Origin of the sequence: Nocardioides sp. S5 (genome assembly GCF_017310035.1) — a bacterium.
GTDB lineage: Bacteria > Actinomycetota > Actinomycetes > Propionibacteriales > Nocardioidaceae > Nocardioides.
Genome location: NZ_CP022296.1, coordinates 1401643 through 1415042, shown reverse-complemented (window position 1 = coordinate 1415042; position 13400 = coordinate 1401643). Strand labels below are relative to the sequence as shown.

Below are 13400 nucleotides of genomic sequence, written 5' to 3'. Positions count from 1 at the left end.
ATCATTTCGCGTCGGGGGCAACCGATCAGCCCGCCACGCCGCCCGACTTTTCAGGTCAAAGTAGCTAGCCCCAACGCTGCGCGTGCCGCGCACGCGGCCGCCAGGTGCTGACGCCACGACGGCTGCCCGTAGCGGGGCAGACGCCGGCAAAGGCCCAGGACCCGAACTGGGCGAGTTCAATCGGTCGATGCAACACCGGCTTGTTGAAGGGAGCGTAGTTGCTCCTCGAAGACCTCGGCAGGTGTCTTCCACCCGAGGACCTTGCGGGGCCGGTTGTTGAGCGCGTGAGCGACGGCCTCGAGGTCCTCGGCAGACCAGCGGGACAGGTCGGTGCCTTTGGGGAAGTACTGACGCAACAGGCAGTGTTCTCGTTGGTCGGCCGCTGCCACGGCGAGTGCGAGTCGGCGAAGAACACCTTGGGTGCCGATTTCCAATGTGAACAGCGCGTGGCCCGAGAGCTCCTTGCCGCGATCCCACGTCAGGGTCTTGCGCAACTGCTCAGGCAGCGTCGTCATCGACGTCGTCAGCGCGGCATTCATCGCGACGGCCCCCTAGCCACCGAGCGACGGCCCGTTCTTGACGGGCGGCACTTCGCCCCAGCCCTCCAGCCGCGGCAGGTGGACCAGGAGCGTTGAACGGCTGCAGCGCTCGACGAGCGTGCCGATCGCTGACCGCCCCGTCCCGATGATCAGATCGCCTTCTCAGTGGCCGGGTACGGCACGGTCATCGGCCTCAGCGGGACGCTCGCTCAGGCCGACGTCAGCGGTCACGTGATCTTGTGCCTTGTTCCTTGACCGGGCCCGTGGCTCCCGAAGCGCGCGGCCGGTGCGCAGGCAGCTAGCCAGCTCGCGTTTGAGTGCACCACGGCCCTCGATGAACAGCGACTGGTAGATCGCCTCGTCGCTGATGCGCATGGACTCATCATCGAGGAATTCGACCTTCAGACGCTGTGCGATCTGCTCCGGGCTCCACGCCGTCGACCACCGTCGGTCCTGCCGATGAGGTTTGTTCAGCCCCTTCCACGGCGGCGGCGTCGGGCCAGGCACGATCGTCCCGTCGGGACGGCGGACGTTGCCTGTGAGCCGGTCCTGCACGTACTCAAGCAACCGGTCGTTGTTGACAAGCTTTGCGGTCTTCGGTCGCTTCGCTGCCTGCTGTGCCTTCCACTGCGCCACCACGGCCCGGTAGACCTTCTTGCCGCTTCGGGTTGCCGCGTTGCGCCGCAATTCGCGTGACACCGTGCGGGTCGCGGCCGATCTCGCGGGCGATCTCACGCACGCCCTTGTCCTTGGCCTTGAGCAGCGCGATCTCCTCGCGCTCGGCGAACGACCTGACTTTTGCCACGCTAGTGCGCACGTGGGTCGGTCAGTTGATGAGTGCGAGGGCGTCGCGGAGGTCGGCGGGGATCGGGTCGGCGGCGGTGATGACCTGGTTGCTGGCGCGGATTTGAACGGTCCGGTAGCGCCGGGTGGTGCGGACGAACTTCTTGATCGACCAGCCGGTGCGTTCCTCGATGAGCCGGGTGATCGCCAACGCTGCGAACACGACGGACAGGTGGGCGTCGATGGAGTCGCGTTTGCGGTGGTAGATCGGCCTCGCGCGTAGGTCGTGCTTGGACATCCGAAACGACTTCTCCACGTGCCACAGCTGGTGGTAGGCGCCGATGACGAACTCAGGTGACGGATCGACCATGTTGGTGATGTAGGCCTTCAGCCCGGCCACAGCGCGTGCCTTGGCCTCCAGATCGCGGTTGACCGACTTGTCGCCGCCGGTGAGTTTCACGAACCGGTTCCGCTTCACGGGTTCCTTGCCGGCCACCGCACGCTCAGCCTTGGCGACCTGGGTGTCGATCCCGTGCAGGCTGCGCCGCGCGGAGTCTGCTTTGTAGCGGTAGTAGGTGACCTTGTCGCGCCGCCCGAGCGCTTTCTTCTCTGGGGTCGCGGGCCAGGGCTGGGTGAAGACCTGGCCATCGGCGATGTCGGTGTCGGGGTGGTCCTTGCGCCACTTCTTGACCTGGTACGGCTCCTCGGGGATCCGCGCCCCGATGATGTAGGACAGCCCTGCGTCCTCGAGTGCTTCACGGTTCGCCTCGGACACCATCCCGGCGTCGGCCACGACGGTGACGTCGCTGAGGTGGTGGGCGGCCATGAACGAGATGATCGTCGGCAGCATCGTCTTGGTCTCTGCCTTGTTGCCCTCGAAGGCTTCGATCATCAGCGGGAACCCGGTGGCGTCGGTGAGCAGCCCGACGGTGATCTGGGGCTCGAGGCGGCGTTCTTTGGAGAACCCCGGCTCGCGGAACCCGTCACCGTCGTGGGTCTCGAGGTACAGGGTCGTGACGTCGTAGAGGACCAGGCTGGCCGGGCCGAGCGCCGCGCGCTTCGCGCACGCACCAGCAAGGTCACGGCGCCAGGTATCCGTGGCGTAGACCGGGAGACGACGGTTCATCGTGCGATACGAAGCCGGCACGATCCCGGCCTCCTCGAGCACCCGCAGGCTGTCGAGCTTGCTGGTTGGCTCGATGATCCTGGCCAGCACGAGCTGCCGGAAGACCTCATCACCACCGGCTGCCTGATCGAACCCGAGAGCGTCGTAGGCGCGCGAGAGTGCCTCCCACAAGTGCCCCATCCGCGAAGACAGGATCGGCAACGGCTCTGGCGTCGTGTCGGCTACCTCGGCAGGCAACTCGATCCCGAGGTCGAGCTCGTCTTGATCACCAGCAAGACGTCTGGCTGCGGCGATCTTCAGCGCGTCGAGCTCGTGGTCGTTGTGCGCGGAGCCGAGGTGTTCGATCTTGCGTGACCCACGAGTCGAGGAGTGAACGATCTGGACCGCGGTTGCACCGGAGGACGTCTTCACGGTCCGCACGTAGGCCACAGACCCAGAATACGAGCCCGGCTAGTGCACAGATTCAGCCCGTCCGGACCACAAAACCGCAGGTCAGCCGACTACCGTCCGGCCGACCCCGCCAAAGTGGCAAAAGTCAGGATCTCCTCGCGCTCGGCGAACGACAGATACCTGCCCGTGGGCTCGTCCAGACTCAGCGGCGTCATGCCGCCAGCGTGTCGAGACCAACGGCTCGCGACAGGCCACGACACTCCGACCTCCCCCGCGGCCTCGAGCGTCGTGATTCCGCTCGCGATCAGACGCCAGAAATCCCGCTGCACGGCGCGCGACGGCTCGGGCCGTCCCGGTGAGCGCATCGCTGGACGCAACGCCCTGTCCGCTGCCCACTGCCGCCGCGCACCCGCCGGCCGCTCCGGCCACGGCTTCCTCGAACTCGCCACCACACACCTCCGTCATCGAGGTGTTGCGACGACCAGTTGAATCCGCCGACGCTGCCGCGATCGGAGTGGAAGACCGCCAAGGGCTCGATCACGCTCGTGGCCGCGGCGTTCTTCAGCGCCGTCTCGACCAGCTCGGTGCGCAGTGGTCCGCGATCGACCAGCCCACGACCTTCTTGGAGTAGCAGTCGATGACGGTGGCCAGGTAGATGAATCCCGCCCAGGTGTGGATGTAGGTGATGTCCCCGACGAACTTGACCCCGGGACGGTCCGCGGTGAAGTCACGCTCCACCAGGTCAGGCTTTCGTCGCTGCCGCCTCGGCGTCCGCGTCGGTGGTGACCCTAAGCGGGCGGGGCTGGCACGCGATCAGCCCCTGGGTGCGCATGATCTGACGCACCAGCTCCGGTGAGCACTCGGTGCCCTCCTCGGCCAGGTCGGCGTGGATCCGGCGGTACCCGTAGGTCCCGTCCGAGGCGGCGAAGAACCCCTCCACGCGGGCCGTGAGCGCCTCACGACGGGCCGCGGTGGCCGACTGCGGCCGGCAGAGCCAATCCGCGACGGCGTCCTGCAGTGACACGAGGCATTCTGGTGGCGGATGCAGGGTTGAGTTGCTCGACCGGAAGAAGTGGAACACCCGGCTGGAACTGGCCAACTGATGTTCGAGTACCTCGAGATCTGGCACAACCGGAAGCGCCGTCACAGCCAGCTCGGGTGGCTCACGCCGATAGAATTCGAACCCAATCGCATCATCACCGTGGCATGAGACTCCAACGAATCTCGACCACGTAGAACCCGGGTCCACCAGAGTCTCCGGACTCGCCGGGAGGTGTCAAAGCGCCCCTTTTATCCACCACGACCCTGGACTTAACCCCGAGTCACATCTCTCAGTTTCAAGTTACCGGCACTTGAGTGCAGGGTCACGAGTCTGTTTGGCGCCGGAGGCTCGGGTCGACGGTCGTCACAATGACGAGTATCGCCGAGACCGAGATCAAGATCAGAGCAAGTTGTTCAATGCCTGGCTGGTGCCCGCCCTCGGAAAAAGCGACAGTGATCACTCCAGTCGCGATCATGGCGCCGAGGTACTGTGCAGTGCGGGACATGCCAGCGCTTGCACCCACTTGGGTGGGGGGCGATACCTGATACACGATGATCTGGTTGGCGACTTGGGCCATTCCGTTCGCGATACCAAAGAGTGCCATCATGCAACCTATATGGAGGATCGAGGTTGCGCTGTCTAGCACAACCATCGCCAGGCTTCCTGCCAAGAGGGCAAGGGCCGGAATCAGTAGCGCCCAGTATGGCCGGGATCCCCACGTACCCATGAAGGACGTCACGGCTGCGACTCCCGACATCACCAAGAAGAGTAGCCCGGCCGCGCTGGCAGTGAGGCCTCGTCCGTCTTGGAGCCAAGGGGTCACCCCAAATATCACCCCGTAGATTAAAATGAAGGTCAGGATTATGCGCAGGTAGGTACGCACCAAGGCCGGGTTGGTGGCCAGCATCCGGAAGTCGAGGAACGGATGCTCTGTCTTGAGTTCCATGCGCACGAAGATCAAAACCACGCCGGCAAGGGCCGGGCCGAGCAGGTACGCAAACGTCGAGAGTGTAGCCACCAGAATCTGGAAGATCGTGATCGTTGCCCCGAACATCAGCACGCCCGGGAGGTCAATCACCCGCCATAAAGGGTTGTGACGGGCCACGGGCTGAGTGGTCGGCAGGCAGAGCAGGCCAGCCGCAAGACTCGCAGCACCCAGGGGCAGATTCGCAGCGAACACCGCCTGCCATCCGAATAGGTCCACCAACACCCCCCCGAGCGGAGGACCCACCATCAATGCGATCAGAGTAGCCCCGTTGAGGGCACGCAGTGGACCTGTCGGGCTCGGCATGCCCAGGGGCTCGGCCCGCTCTCGGACCATCGACACGGCGGCCGGATATATTAAGGCGGTGCCAAGGCCGATCATCATGCGCGACACCACTAGCAAAGCGAGAGACATCCCGAGTGCACCCACCAGGCCTGCAACAGCTACCAGAGCGCAGCCCGCCACGAAGACGCGTCGCCCACCGAACTCGTCGGCCAGGCGCCCGGCGACCGGCTGAGCGATGGCGCTGGCCAGGTACATGACGGACACCAGCCACGCAATATCCGCCGTACCAACTCCGAAATCGCGGCCGATGGGCGAGAGCGCGGTCGCGATCATGGTCGAGTTGAGCGGGTTGAGGGCAACTCCAAAGCAGAGGGTTGCAGTTAGGCGACGACTCATTCGCTACGTTCGTTTCCGACATCTCCGGCGAATGCGATTCGGAAGGGCCACCACGCTTTGGAAATATTGCGGCGCGGATATTCACCATGTGGGTTACACATTTTCTGACTGCCACCTGAACGTAGGGTCGCGTGTGTCATCGCGTGTGTCATCGCGTGTGTCATCGCGTGTGTCGTCGCGTGGTCTGCACTATCCCCGACTCCTTAGCGGAGCTGAGGTCGTGATTCCCCCGACGCTGAGGGCTTGGATGGAAACTCTGGACTGGCCCGCTCTAGCCGACTGGGCCAGTGCCCGAGGTGTGGCAGGAAGGCCACGAGGGTGGGTCGCGGACCGGGTCCGGCGCTGGGCGGCTGCCGCCAGAGGGTCTCGCGCAACCGCGGGGACGATCCTCCAGGACATGCACAGTCCACTGACGCTGTGGTTCGGCGCAGCTGGTAGAGGATCGCCGATCCGGGCGGGCGTCGGCGTTGACGATGCAAAGGTTGCTTGGGTTGGCCCACACCGATGCTCCGCTTCCGCGAGATGAACGACTCCGCCCTCCCTGGCATTACCACCCTCTGGAGATCGGGCGGCGCTCGCACGCGCCCATCAGGATGATGGAGTGGATCCGTAACTACGTCGGGCACGGATACGGGCTTTGGGTAATCGAGACGAACTCTGGCGAGTTCGCTCGGCGGCTGGCGGTCTGACTATCCAGGAAGTGGAGAGGGCGCATGGATAGCCGGGGTTGGCAGGCCGGTATCCTCTTGGGCGTCAACGATACGCCCGCCGCGGCGACCAAATGCTGTACGCGTGGCAGCCCGGGATGCTGGCATCGAGCCCCGGATCGCGAGTCGCCCGGTCTGACAACGTGGTCGTTGACCCGCTCAGCGATCGGCCATTGCGGCTGCCACCCCGCCAACCGAGAGCGCGAGCGGAGAGAACCTGCTGAACGGCGTAGCCGGCCGCCAACATCGGCGGTAGCACGTCATGAACCGGGGCACAGGGCGTACCGGTCACCTCCGCCTCATGGAGTCGTCCTCGACCGCGGTTGCCACCGCGTCCGGGGATACTCCGTCGGTCACCGGCCGCGCCTCGTGCAGCGATGGCTCCTCCACCGGGGGGTCGAGGACGGTGATGGCCCGCACCGGGCAGCTTGCGGCGGCCTCGAGCGCTAAGGCGTGGGTGCGGGGGCCACCGGCAACAGGCTCCAGAACGACGGCGACGCTGCGCTCGTCATCGAGGTCGAAGAGCTCGGGCGCGGTCACGACGCACGAGGCGAAGCCCTCACACCGCTGGAGGTCTACCGTGATGTTCATCGTCGCCTCCGTGGTTAGGTCATGGGCAGTCTGTTCGGCGGCGAAGCGCCGCATCGGATCGATCCTGAGCGCACCGGCCAGCTGCATGATCAGCAGTGGGTGGGCGCCCCTTTGATGGAGGGTGACCAGGTCGCCCTCCAGGACGGCCGCAAGATCGGCCAGCCGTACGCCTGCGAGGTCGGCCGCGAGCTGGCCCGACTCTTCCGCAATGGAACGAAACTCCGGATCCCGGATGACCCGGCGGATGACCTGGTCCAGGGGTAAGTTCACGGTTCCTCCTCGGGGGCCAACCGAGCCAGCGCGATCCCGGTCGCCCAGTCCGGGACGGACTCGTAGGCCAGGACGACCCCTCTCGGCCCACGGGCCGTCGGCTCCCCCCCCGATCTGGGCCTCCGCTCAGGCTCCGACACTCCCCAGCCCTCCTGACTGGACGCGGCGGCCATCGCGGTGACCCAGTTGCGGATCTCCGGGGCACCATTGCCGGCCTCAGCGAGGACGTCGGCGGTCTTCATGGCGAGGATCGCGCCGAGGTCCCCTGCGCGCACGTGCTGCAGGAACCGCTCGTCGAAGGCGGAGTTGATCTGGCCCATCTCCGGCGTGCCGACCCAGTGGGAGAGCCCGCCGGTCCCGAGCACGACCACTGTTTCGGCTGCGGGCCGTCGCGTGATGACGTCGCGCAGCAGTTTCCCCAGTTGGGCGCTGCGCCACAGGGGTGGCAGAGGCTCGGTGTTGGCGTTCTGGAACACCGGGACCACCGGGATGTCCATCTCTGGTCGGATGAGGGTCAATGGTGCCATGAACGCATGGTCGAGCTTCGGGTTGGCGGAGAACGCGAGGTCGAACCCGGTGGCCACCCCCTCGGAGAGCAGTTGGGCAGCGAAGGCGCCAGCAAGTGGGACCTCGGCGCTGGCCACTCCTCCATCGCCCCAACCGGTGGCTATCTCTCCGATTCCGACGCATATCTGCGGAAAGCTGTCGTAGCTGAAGGATTTTAGGTGCTCGCTGCTGACGACGACGAGCACGTCAGGGGACAGCCGGTCAACCTCCGCACGCACCTGAGCGAAGGCCTGATGGACTGCGGCGTGCACGTCGTTGTCCGGTTGGAACTTTCGGATCATCATCGCCGTGTGGGACGTCGCGTACGCACCTACCAGGCTGCCCATCAGCGGGCCGCCCGTTGCCGGTTGGTGGCCGGATCCGTGGGGCCGCCGTCGCCGTCGCCGTCGGTGCGCCCACCTCGGCGCCCCGCGGTGACCGAACGCAGGAAACCGCCGACGACAGCGTGGAACTCCGCCGGCTTCTCGAACTGCGGCCAGTGACCGGCGTCCTCCATCAGACGGAACGTTGCATCGGGAATGATCCGGCTGGCCGCCTCCCCCACCGGCCACGGCATGGTCGGGTTCTGCCGGGTCCACAGCACGAGCGTCGGGCAGTTGATCGTCGCGAGCCGCTCGGCGGTCAGCAGTTCCTCCGGCCGGGGCCGGGAGGTGAATGCGGCGACCATGTCACCGGCGGTGGCGGCGAAGTCCGGGCTGGCGTAGATCCGGTACCGGGTCTCCACCAGTTCGTCGGTGACCACGGACGGGTCATGCACCAGCCATTCCAGCCGAGTCCGGACCTTCTCCCGGGTCGGGGTGTCCAGAGCCTTGGTGGTGGCCTCCGCGACCTGTCGGCCGACGTTCTCGGTCAGCGTGGCACCGTCGGCGTCCACCTGCAGCCCCGCCCCGGTGACGCTGACGAGCGAGGCGACCCGCTCGGGGTGGTGGACGGCGAGAAACGCCGCGACCCAGCCACCGAGAGACTGCCCGACCAGGTGGGCTCGCGAGGCGCCGATCTCGTCGAGGAAGCCGAGCACGTGCTCGGCGAGCGCGCGGATCGAGTACTCGATCTGCGGCTTGTCGGTGAAGCCGTGACCCAGCATGTCAATGGCATGCACGCGGAAGTCCCGGCCGAGGACGGCGACGTTGCGCACCCAGGTCTCGGCGTGCCCGCTCACGCCGTGCAGCAGGACTACCGGCTCACCGGCGCCTGCCTCGATGCTGCGGGTGCGGTAAGAGCTCGCCTGGCGGTACCGGACCTCGGTTCCCAGCAGGTCCACCCAGAACGAGTTCCCCTGGGGCTGGGCCGTTCCCCCTTCAGTGCTCGTCACGTTAAGGCTCCTCTCTGTTCGGCCGTGCGGCCGGTGCGGGATGGTCGGTCACTCCGGTCCGAACGGCTCGGTGAGCAATGTCGTGTAGGCCCTCTCGTCGAGCCAGGTGAGGCTCTCCAGCTGCAGCGCGTCAAGGAAGACCTCGCGGCCGGTGCGCAGGCTACGGATGGCCAGGCGAAGGTCGTTGCCGTCTCGGTCGGCGCGTACCCGCACCCGGGCGAACTCGTTGCTGACTACGAGCTCGCCGTCGGCAGAGCCGGTGCGCAGCCAAGAACTCGGCTCTGGTGCGCCATCAGCCCCGACGTCCCGACTGCCGTCGAGGTCAGCCGCCTGGGCCTCAGAAGAAGATGGAGATGGCACGGGGCAGCACCCGGTGGTCGAGGAGCACGGTCCGTTCGGCGATCTTCCAGTTCTCACCGGAGGTCACGATCCGGTCGCGACGGGAGCCGACGAAGAACTGCTCGGAGTTGGCCCGCCGGGACTGGAAGACGATGAAGTTGCACTCCGCTACCAGGTCGCCGTCCGGCCCGGGGGTGACCAGGACGTTGCTGATGAACCGACGGGTCCGCGACCGCGGCTGCTCCGAGTGGGCAAGGCCACCGGCCAAGCGCTCCATCCGCTTGGCGAGGAAGCGGGCGTCCTCCTCCATGAGCGACCACTCGCCGGGGACGTGGTCCCGGTGCTGCCGCACCTCACGGGTCTCCGTGATCGGCATCCAGTAATGGACATCCTCGGTGAACAGGTCGAGCCACTCGTCGTAGCGTTGCTCGTCGAGCATCTTGGCCTCGCTGTAGAGGAAGTCCTCGACGTCGCGGCGCAGATCGGTGAGGGAAGTGGTCATTTCTGCTCTCCCGGGGTGGTCATGAGTTCGAGCCAGTAGCGATAGAAGTTGCGGTGGTTCTGCTCCGAATAGTGGGGCCCCAAATGGCCGGGGTATCCCTCCTCGTGGATCTCGCCCTCGTGCCCCAGGCCCATCGCGTAGTTGAAATCCCGGGTCTGAGAGACCACCCCGCGGGCGGACTCGGTGATTTGCTCGAAGTTCTCGCCATCGTCCTGGCCGAAGATCCCGGCCGCGGCGTTCTCCTGGGACATCTGGGTGCGGGCGAAGTCCTTGACCGACTGCGGCGCGTCGCGGTCGAAGAGCGCCGTCTGCCAGACCTCGATCTCACCCGGTCCCCTCGGGTGCCATTGGAAGAGCCCGAAGACGTGGAAGACGCCGAACTTGATCCATGACAGGTTCGGGAAGATATTGCCCTCACCGAGCCCGTGCATCTCCGCCTGCAGCGGGGAGACCCGGGCCTTGAGCCGCTCGTGCACGGCGGTGAGGTACTCGATCGCCTCCGGCCCGAGGAACTGAGCCATCCCGACGTCGTTCTGATAGGCCCGGCCGGGCTTGCTGATGTCGCCCATCCCGTGGCCGTGGTCGAAGTGTGCGATGTAGTCGGCGAGCATGTCGTAGTCGGGGAGGAAGCCGATCTGGAAGGCCGACCCGTGAGTGTAGAGCACGTGGTAGTCGTCGCCGGCGAAGTTCTCCGCCGCCAGCTTCCAGTTGGCCTTGATCCGGAACTTCATCGTGGGGCCGATCACCTCGAGCCCGCCGAGCGGCGCCTCGAAGGCTAGGTCCAGATACCAGAGCTGGTCAGCGCCGAGGTAGTCCACCAGCGGGATGGCGTCCTTGTCCCAATTGGCGAAGATGAATCCCTTGTAGTTCTCCACCCGCGGAACGGTCTTCAGACCTAGCCGCGACTTGTCCAGTTCGCCATTGTAGACGGTATCTGCGCGAGGTACACCGATCAGATCGCCATTGTTGCTGTAGGTCCAGCCGTGGTAGGGGCAGCGGAAGAACTTCGAGGACCCGGCGTCGGTGCTACACACGGCCATGCCCCGGTGGGCGCAGGAGTTGAGCATCACCCGGATCACTCCGTCCGCACCGCGAGTGGCGATCACAGGGTCCTCGCCCATGAAGTTCGTCAGGTAGTCGCCCGGCTCACTCAACTGGGACTCGTGGCCGATGAACAACCACGTCTTGGTGAATACCCGGTCCAATTCCTTGCGGTAGATTTCCTCGTCGACGAAGACCGTTCGGCTGACGGCGCCCTCGTCGGGCTTCACCAGGTCGTGCAGTCCTGCGGCGGCCACGTCAACGGGGCGTTCGCTGATGCTGGTCATGATCGGGTCCTCTCGGGGTCTGACGGGTTGCGTGAGGTGAGATGGGAGGGCGGACCCGAACGGCCCACCTGTAAGCGGATCGTCTGGGCGTCTGCGGTATCACTGAGCGCTGTCATTGCTGGTCCAACTGTTCTGGGCCCCGAGGTTAGCCATGCCCGCGGCGTACAGGGCGCCCTGCGCGTCGAAGGGGAGGTGGGCCACGCCGGCCCGCTCGTATGACGGGGTCGCGGCTTCCAGCCGGCTGTAGATCTCCTCCATGTCCGGAGGCAGCTCATGGTCCTGCCACGCGGCGTAGTCCCCGTAGCCGTGGTCGTAGTTCCACTCCGGCACGTAGTAGAGGCGCCCGGACGCCCCCGCGCTGTCCTGGGCTGCGAGGAAGAGCGAGATCGGCAGCAGGTGCTCGGGAATCGCCGGGCGCATGAAGTAGGCGATGCCCTGCTCGTTGAAGGCCCGGGCGGTGGCGTCGAACCACGACGCTCGGGTGTGCCCCGGCATGATCGCGTTAACCGCGACCCCGTCGCCGCGCACCTCCTCGGCGAGGTAGAAGGTCAGCGCCATCACGGCGGCCTTGGTGGCCTGGTAAGGCATCTCGACCGTCCACGGGCGCAGCCCGTGGTAGCCGCCGCCGGCGGCGACGGCCAGGACGCCACTGCTGACGACGTTGACGATGCTGCCCCGCTGCTGGGCCCGCATCGGCTCGATGAACCGGCGGATGGCCTTCAGCGTGCCGAACACGTTGACGCCGAACATCACCTCCCAGTCGCGGTCGGTCGTGTCAAGGGTGTTCCGGTGGCCTGTGGGCGGGAAGAGGGTTTCGGAGACCAGAGACGCGTTGTTCACTAGGACGTCGACGGTCCCGAACCTGTCGATTACAGCGTCTCGGGCGGCGTCGAGGGCGTCGTCGTCGGTGATGTCCATGTCGACGGCCATGCCGCTGCCGTCCGACTCCAGCTGCTTGCGGAAGTCGTCAGCGTCGTCCCACGTCAGGTCCGCTGCAACGACCTTGGCGCCGGCGCGCAACAGTCCCTCGCAGAGGGAACGGCCGATGCCGCGGGCTCCACCGGTGACAACGATGACTCGACCCGCCACCTCGCCCTGCCACTCACCGAGTGCCCGCTCGACCAGCTGACGCTGCCGCGCAGTGGCCACGGTTCCTCCACCAGACTCCGACATCCAATTCTCCTCAAGGTAGGACGACTTTCTGCCTTGCAGTACACATAGGAGCGTATGACCCTCATCACGCGCTGTCTACGGTCTATTCTGGGATCGAGCTATTCACTGGTGTAACTAGGAGCCGTGCGTGGAGCTGCGTCAACTCAGGTATCTCGTTGCGGTGGCCCGCGAGGGGTCGTTCCTCCGCGCCGCCGCCACCCTCGACGTGCCGCAGCCCTCGCTGTGGCGTTCGGTCAAGGCGCTGGAGGCGGAGCTGGGCATCGCCCTCTTCGAGAGGTCCGGCCGCGGAGTACAGCTCACCGGTGCCGGGAATCAATTGCTGCCCCGCGCCGACTACCTGCTGAATCGAGCGGAGTCGGTCTCCCAGTTTGCCCACGAACTCGCTCGCGGTCGAGCGGGCGTCGTCACGGTGGCCTGCGCATATCCGCACGTGCCACGGTTCCTCGCGCCCCTGATCGGCACCTTCCGGTCGGCGCATCCCGCTATCCACGTCGCCGTCCACGAGTACTCGGGCCTGCCCGCGATCGAACAGGTGCTTAACGGGGACGTCGATCTCGTGACGGGCCTCGGGCAGGCCGACCAGCGTCTTGCGGGCCACCAGCTCGGCGACGTGCGGCTGGCGGTGGTGACCTCCGACGACCACGCTTGGCGGGGCCGGAGCCACGTCTCGGTCGCTGAATTGCGTGGCCAGCCGGTGCTCACCGGGTCCGCCGATAGCCTCACCCGGCGCCTGCTGGAGCCGGCGCTGCGGGCAGGGGGCTTCGGGCTCGACATCACGTCGGAGAGCGTCAACGCCACCACACTCGTTGCGCTCGCCCGGGCCGGGCTGGGCGTGGCCGTCATCGCCGACGACAACCTCAGTGCCGACGACTCGGCGAGATGGCCAGCGCTGGTCGACGAGCACACCCCGATGAGCGCCCCGCTGTGGATCTACTGGTCACGCGAAGGAGGCATCGCCCCGGCGGTGCGGTCCTTTGTGCGCCACGTCCAGGGGACCGGCAACCGGCTGGACCGGGACGGCGGGCAGCCCAGTCCCGCCTGAGGCCCAGCCGACCTCGGACTGAC

At 66.3% G+C, this 13400-nt stretch carries 10 protein-coding genes and 4 pseudogenes; 2 read left to right on the top strand and 12 right to left on the bottom strand.

Annotated elements, in window-relative coordinates; genetic code table 11:
• Window positions 1-176 precede the first annotated feature (176 nt).
• The 5 genes and pseudogenes from CFI00_RS07015 to CFI00_RS06995 form a co-directional block, all read right to left on the bottom strand.
• A pseudogene (locus tag CFI00_RS07015) lies at window positions 177-1356 on the bottom strand (IS30 family transposase).
• Between the two features lie 9 nt (window positions 1357-1365).
• Window positions 1366-2868 carry an IS1634 family transposase gene (locus tag CFI00_RS07010; protein WP_242532852.1) on the bottom strand — a complete coding sequence of 501 codons (1503 nt, stop codon included), beginning with the start codon at window positions 2866-2868 and terminating at the stop codon, window positions 1366-1368.
• 119 nt (window positions 2869-2987) lie between these two features.
• Window positions 2988-3287: pseudogene (locus CFI00_RS07005) on the bottom strand (IS30 family transposase); the annotation flags it as partial.
• A gap of 47 nt (window positions 3288-3334) precedes the next feature.
• Window positions 3335-3826 (bottom strand): annotated as a pseudogene (locus CFI00_RS07000) (DDE-type integrase/transposase/recombinase); the annotation flags it as partial.
• A gap of 376 nt (window positions 3827-4202) precedes the next feature.
• Window positions 4203-5546 (bottom strand): MFS transporter, encoded by a 1344-nt coding sequence (locus tag CFI00_RS06995; RefSeq protein ID WP_277988358.1) that lies wholly within the window; start codon window positions 5544-5546, stop codon window positions 4203-4205.
• Window positions 5547-5898: 352 nt separating this feature from the next.
• Between CFI00_RS06995 and CFI00_RS23510 the strand changes: the two are divergent.
• Window positions 5899-6037, top strand: a pseudogene (locus tag CFI00_RS23510) (IS1595 family transposase); the annotation flags it as partial.
• A gap of 504 nt (window positions 6038-6541) precedes the next feature.
• Here CFI00_RS23510 and CFI00_RS06990 read toward each other — a convergent pair.
• The 7 genes from CFI00_RS06990 to CFI00_RS06960 form a co-directional block, all read right to left on the bottom strand.
• Window positions 6542-7114, bottom strand: coding sequence for a ferredoxin (locus CFI00_RS06990; RefSeq protein WP_207084500.1), 573 nt, complete (start codon window positions 7112-7114; stop codon window positions 6542-6544).
• Window positions 7111-8007 (bottom strand): 2'-carboxy-2,3-dihydroxybiphenyl 1,2-dioxygenase large subunit, encoded by an 897-nt coding sequence (locus tag CFI00_RS06985; protein ID WP_032491533.1) that lies wholly within the window; start codon window positions 8005-8007, stop codon window positions 7111-7113. The genes CFI00_RS06990 and CFI00_RS06985 overlap by 4 nt, the downstream gene beginning before the upstream one ends.
• Window positions 8007-8993, bottom strand: a complete 987-nt coding sequence (locus CFI00_RS06980) for an alpha/beta fold hydrolase (protein WP_207084499.1) — start codon at window positions 8991-8993, stop codon at window positions 8007-8009. Before CFI00_RS06980 ends, CFI00_RS06985 begins: the two co-directional genes overlap by 1 nt.
• A 48-nt stretch (window positions 8994-9041) precedes the next feature.
• Window positions 9042-9206, bottom strand: coding sequence for a hypothetical protein (locus CFI00_RS06975; protein ID WP_179652712.1), 165 nt, complete (start codon window positions 9204-9206; stop codon window positions 9042-9044).
• 124 nt (window positions 9207-9330) lie between these two features.
• Window positions 9331-9834 carry an aromatic-ring-hydroxylating dioxygenase subunit beta gene (locus CFI00_RS06970; protein WP_032491531.1) on the bottom strand — a complete coding sequence of 168 codons (504 nt, stop codon included), beginning with the start codon at window positions 9832-9834 and terminating at the stop codon, window positions 9331-9333.
• Complete coding sequence (locus CFI00_RS06965) at window positions 9831-11162, bottom strand: aromatic ring-hydroxylating dioxygenase subunit alpha (protein WP_207084498.1); 1332 nt, start codon at window positions 11160-11162, stop codon at window positions 9831-9833. Before CFI00_RS06965 ends, CFI00_RS06970 begins: the two co-directional genes overlap by 4 nt.
• 99 nt (window positions 11163-11261) lie before the next feature.
• Window positions 11262-12335: an SDR family oxidoreductase gene (locus CFI00_RS06960; RefSeq protein WP_032491529.1), complete on the bottom strand. Its 1074-nt coding sequence runs from the start codon at window positions 12333-12335 to the stop codon at window positions 11262-11264.
• Window positions 12336-12462: 127 nt separating this feature from the next.
• Between CFI00_RS06960 and CFI00_RS06955 the strand changes: the two genes are divergently transcribed.
• On the top strand, window positions 12463-13377 hold the full coding sequence (locus CFI00_RS06955) for a LysR family transcriptional regulator (protein WP_207084497.1): 915 nt from the start codon (window positions 12463-12465) through the stop codon (window positions 13375-13377).
• The last annotated feature ends 23 nt before the right edge of the window (window positions 13378-13400 follow it).